Below are 3,997 nucleotides of genomic sequence, written 5' to 3' on the forward strand. Positions count from 1 at the left end.
AAATCTTTGGCATGGGCGGAGAGGGCGGTCAATAAGAGGACGAGGGGCAAAAGGCGGTTGGGTTTCATGTTTTTAGGTAGATTAAGGGAAAAGGGCCATTGTACGGGAAGCGGTGTTAAAGTGAGTCAAAGGCCGTCTGAAAGGATAAAAGTTCTTTCAGACGGCCTTTTATTTGAATGTAGCAGGAATATTCAGCTTTATGGCTAGTGTCACAGATTTATTGCGCTGAAGTTTTCTCCAAGAATAGGAAAGTCTCGGCTTTGTTGCGCGGTCTTGCGCCTTGCCACAAGGTTTGCCAGCCCGAAGGTACGCCGATGTTGGCGGCTTGGCGGATGAGGTGGTAGCGGCAGGTCGGGTTGTCGGTCGTGGTTTTAATATGGCTGTATTGTGTCCACGCGATTCGTGTGCGCTGGTCTTGGCTGTCGATGCTGATACATTCGAGGCCGTCTGAAAGCTGCTGTTTCAATTCGGAAGAAAGCGCGGCTTCCATTTGGTGTACTACCGGCGCATGGCTTTTGGCGGCGTTGAGCCACGGTAAAAACAGGGTCATCAGCAAAGCCCAAGCCAAGGTAACGCCGGCCGCCCAGTTGGTCACGGCTTGGCGGCCTCGGATGTTTTTACGCGTAATCGCCCAGAGCCATAACGGGGTAAACAGTAGGGCGACGGCCATCGGAATCGGGTCGATGTCGAGGATGTAATACGGGCTGAAATAGGCGGCGCGTTCGGCCAGTTTGGCAGGCCAGCCGTAGTTCATGGCGAAGAAGCCCAGCCACAGGAAGACGGCAATCAAACCGAATGCCATGATGCCGAACCAGTTGATAAATGCCGCCGCACCGCGACGCAGGCCGTCCAGTTGTGCCGCGCCGAGCAGGGCGAGCGGCGGCAGCAGCCAAACGAGGTTGTCTTGCAGGCGTTGAGGATTGATGGCGAGCAGGGCTGTCATGATAACCAGCCACGACAGGCTCAGAATGCCCCAATTTTTATCGTGGATACGCGTGCGGCTGAGCGTCCATGCTGCCAGCGGCCAGGCAGGCAGGGCAAACCACAGCAGGTTTTTCAGATAATAGGGCAGGTTGAAGGCCGTCTGAATCTGATGGAAACCGCCGAATACGCCTAAGGAATAATGGTTGAACCAAATATCAAACCATTCGGGATTGGTTTTTGATAAAACCAGCGGATACAGAATCAGCAGGGGCAGGGAAACGACGATGGCGCCAATCAGGGTCAGCAGATAGCGTTTGCTTTGCCAAGTAGAATGGAACGACAGGGCAAGTGCTAAAAACATCATGACCGCGGTCAGCAGATAGCCTGATGAGAGGGAGAGTAAAACCCAGCCGCTGCACAACAGCAAAATGGCGATAATGACGCGGCGGCGTGCCAGTGAGAAGCCGCATAGAATCAATCCAAATGCTGCAAAAGCGGCCGACATGGGATTGAGGAAGTGGGCGATGGGCAGCAAACCGATGCTGCCGATAAGGATCAAGACAACGCTGCGGCCATGGTGTCTGCCGAGAAAGTTGAAACCGGCAAAACCGCAGGCGGTCAGTCCGATGGCGGTGAATACCACACCGGCAAAACGCGCGGCATCATAGGTATCGGCCGCCCAAGGCGAAAACAGGGTTTGGAATGCGGTTGCCGCCCACAAAAAAGCAGGGGAGATGGTGAAATCGGGTTGGCCGAAGATTTGTGCAACCAGCAGGCTGCCGCCGTTTTTCATGGATTCGGAGGCGGTAAAGAGGGAGGGTTCGGCAGGGTTCCACAAGTCATGCGAGAACACGCCCGGCCACAGCCAGGAAAAGGCCATCAGCAGCAGAAGCCATGGTTTTTCATGGGTTTTTTGGGGGCGGCGCGGATCGGGCGGTGTGTAAGTCAGCATGGAAGGTCAAAAAACGGTTGGTTTGAATAGCAATGGTACAGGGTTTGACGGGTTTGCGCGATATGCCGGACCGGAGAGCTTTGTAAAATAATGCTTACGGCTCGTTTTTATCGGGTGTTTGGAATGATATGGCATTAGGTTGACGACAAAAAGCTCAGGCCGTCTGAAAGAAATATTTCAGACGGCCTGAATGCAAAAAAGACTGCACGAAGCAGTCTTTTTGACAAAGCGGCAATTAGCGTTTGAACAGGTTGCCGAATTTGTTGTTGAATTTGTCCACACGACCGGTAGTGTCGACGATTTTTTGAGTACCGGTGTAGAAAGGGTGGCACAGAGAGCAAACCTCAACGTTGAAGCTGTCTTTTTCCATTGCGGATTTGGTCACGAATTTGTTGCCGCAAGAGCAGGTAACGTTGATTTCGTGGTAGTTCGGGTGAATACCTTGTTTCATTTGATTTCCTTTCGATTAAGCGGGCACAGGGGTTTTGCCTGTACTTCAGTTAAGCGTGGAATTTTCGCTATTTTTGGCTGTTTCGTCAAGAGGATATTTTGTATGCAGGGCAGTTTCGCAACAGGCGAGAACAGTTTAGAATAGAGTTTCAAACCAAATGTTGTGTAATCGGGCTGTAATCTAACTGAAAAGAGGATGTAAAACCTCCTCTAGATGTGAAACTTTAAGAAGAATAATAGTCTGAATAATATTTACGCTTGTACGAACAGGAGACGGAATCAATGTGGAAAAGGATATTGACGTGCATTTTGCGTGTTTGGGGAGGAATGTTGCCTCCGTCTTATTGCAAACCATTCGGCAGAATTGCGCAAAAATTCCGTGCTGCTTTGGCTGCGTGCATTTCTCCAAACATCGGTAAAAACGTCAATATTGAAAAAGGCGGATACGTCTTTCCGGATACGGTAGTCGGCGATAATTCGGGTATCGGCGTAAACTGCGAAATCTGCCGCGGTTTGACCCTCGGCAAGAACGTGATGATGGGGCCGGAATGCCTGTTTTATTCGACCAACCACAAATTCAACCCTGAAACCCGCCGCTTTGAAGGCTATACGGACATCCGCCCGATTGTGATTGAAGACGATGTCTGGATTGGTAGACGTGCGATTATCATGGGCGGTGTTACCATCGGTAAGGGCGCGGTAATCGGCGCAGGTTCGGTGGTTACTAAAGATGTGCCGCCTTATTGCGTGGCTGCGGGCAATCCTGCGATTGTTCGGAAAAATCTGCTCGATGAGCAAGAGCTTGCAGCCGAATAGCGTAAACAAAATAGCAAAATAAAAGGCCGTCTGAAATTCAGACGGCCTTTTTTAATATTGATTAAGCGGCAATTTTTTCGCATTCTTTAATGCAAGCCAAGCAAGACTCGTAGCAGGCTTTGCATTCAGCGTGGTGGCCGGCGTGTTCTTTGCAGGAGGCAGAACATTGTTTGCAGGCTTCGATGCACACTTTTGCCAAAGACGGAGTCAGGCGTGAATTTTGGGCAGCGAGGTTTTGCAAGGTGCCGCACAGTGCCAACATTTGATTGACGCCGGCTGCGCAGTCTTTCATGGAGGTATCGCCTTCGCTCAACAGGGCGATGCAGTGCGCCAGGCAGATTTGGCCGGCTTCAACGCAATGTGCGGCTGCTTTGCGCGCAGCTTCGTAGGCGCGCGGTGCAGAGTGCGCGTGACCAGCATGACCGGCGTGGTGTGCATGGTCGTGAGCACGGGCAAAAGAAGCGGCGGCGGTGAGAGAGACAGCAGCGGCGCTGCCGATAAATTGACGACGGTTCATCATAGTTTCCTTTTTGCTTTGTAGAAATATCGGACGAATTATTTCATCCGTTATTAAAAGGTTATCATGTTATTCGTTTTTAAACAACAGGCCGTCTGAAGGTATCGATAACACGTTCAGACGGCCTGTTGTTAGATATGATATTTGTTTAAATTAATCACAAATCGGATGGCTGAAATACGGGAAAGTGACTTTTTGCCGAGAAAATAGTCGGTTTATTCCGCCAACAATTCTTCCGGTTTGACTTTCTCGCCATACACAGGCAAGAGGGTTTTTTCATAGGCGGCTTTCAGACGGCCGTCTTTTTTCATGGCGGCGATTTCGCCGTTGACCCAGTT

The 3,997-nt window shown here is 50.8% G+C and carries 4 protein-coding genes and 1 pseudogene; 1 reads left to right on the top strand and 4 read right to left on the bottom strand.

What is annotated here, in order from left to right:
- Positions 1-217: 217 nt before the first annotated feature.
- Both ACTHS3_RS10590 and rpmE read right to left on the bottom strand, forming a co-directional pair.
- A complete protein-coding gene (locus ACTHS3_RS10590; protein WP_070504185.1) occupies positions 218-1,876 on the bottom strand; it encodes an ArnT family glycosyltransferase in 1,659 nt (552 codons plus the stop codon).
- A gap of 235 nt (positions 1,877-2,111) precedes the next feature.
- Positions 2,112-2,327, bottom strand: coding sequence for a 50S ribosomal protein L31 (gene rpmE / locus ACTHS3_RS10595; protein WP_003681847.1), 216 nt, complete (start codon positions 2,325-2,327; stop codon positions 2,112-2,114).
- 281 nt (positions 2,328-2,608) lie between these two features.
- On the opposite strand from rpmE, the gene ACTHS3_RS10600 reads away from it, so the two are divergent.
- Positions 2,609-3,142, top strand: coding sequence for an acyltransferase (locus ACTHS3_RS10600; protein WP_004519047.1), 534 nt, complete (start codon positions 2,609-2,611; stop codon positions 3,140-3,142).
- 61 nt (positions 3,143-3,203) lie between these two features.
- Here ACTHS3_RS10600 and ACTHS3_RS10605 read toward each other — a convergent pair whose 3' ends face one another.
- Positions 3,204-3,659 (bottom strand): four-helix bundle copper-binding protein, encoded by a 456-nt coding sequence (locus tag ACTHS3_RS10605; RefSeq protein WP_039861878.1) that lies wholly within the window; start codon positions 3,657-3,659, stop codon positions 3,204-3,206.
- Between the two features lie 215 nt (positions 3,660-3,874).
- Positions 3,875-3,997: pseudogene (locus tag ACTHS3_RS10610) on the bottom strand (ABC transporter substrate-binding protein); the annotation flags it as partial.

It is taken from the genome of Neisseria sp. P0009.S007, assembly GCF_051962515.1.

What these genes read in the sequence shown, in the direction of transcription:
- ACTHS3_RS10590 (WP_070504185.1), bottom strand. Translation starts at nt 1,876, where the DNA reads ATGCTGACTTACACACCGCCCGATCCGCGCCGCCCCCAAAAAACCCAT.
- rpmE (WP_003681847.1), bottom strand. Translation starts at nt 2,327, where the DNA reads ATGAAACAAGGTATTCACCCGAACTACCACGAAATCAACGTTACCTGC.
- ACTHS3_RS10600 (WP_004519047.1), top strand. Translation starts at nt 2,609, where the DNA reads ATGTGGAAAAGGATATTGACGTGCATTTTGCGTGTTTGGGGAGGAATG.
- ACTHS3_RS10605 (WP_039861878.1), bottom strand. Translation starts at nt 3,659, where the DNA reads ATGAACCGTCGTCAATTTATCGGCAGCGCCGCTGCTGTCTCTCTCACC.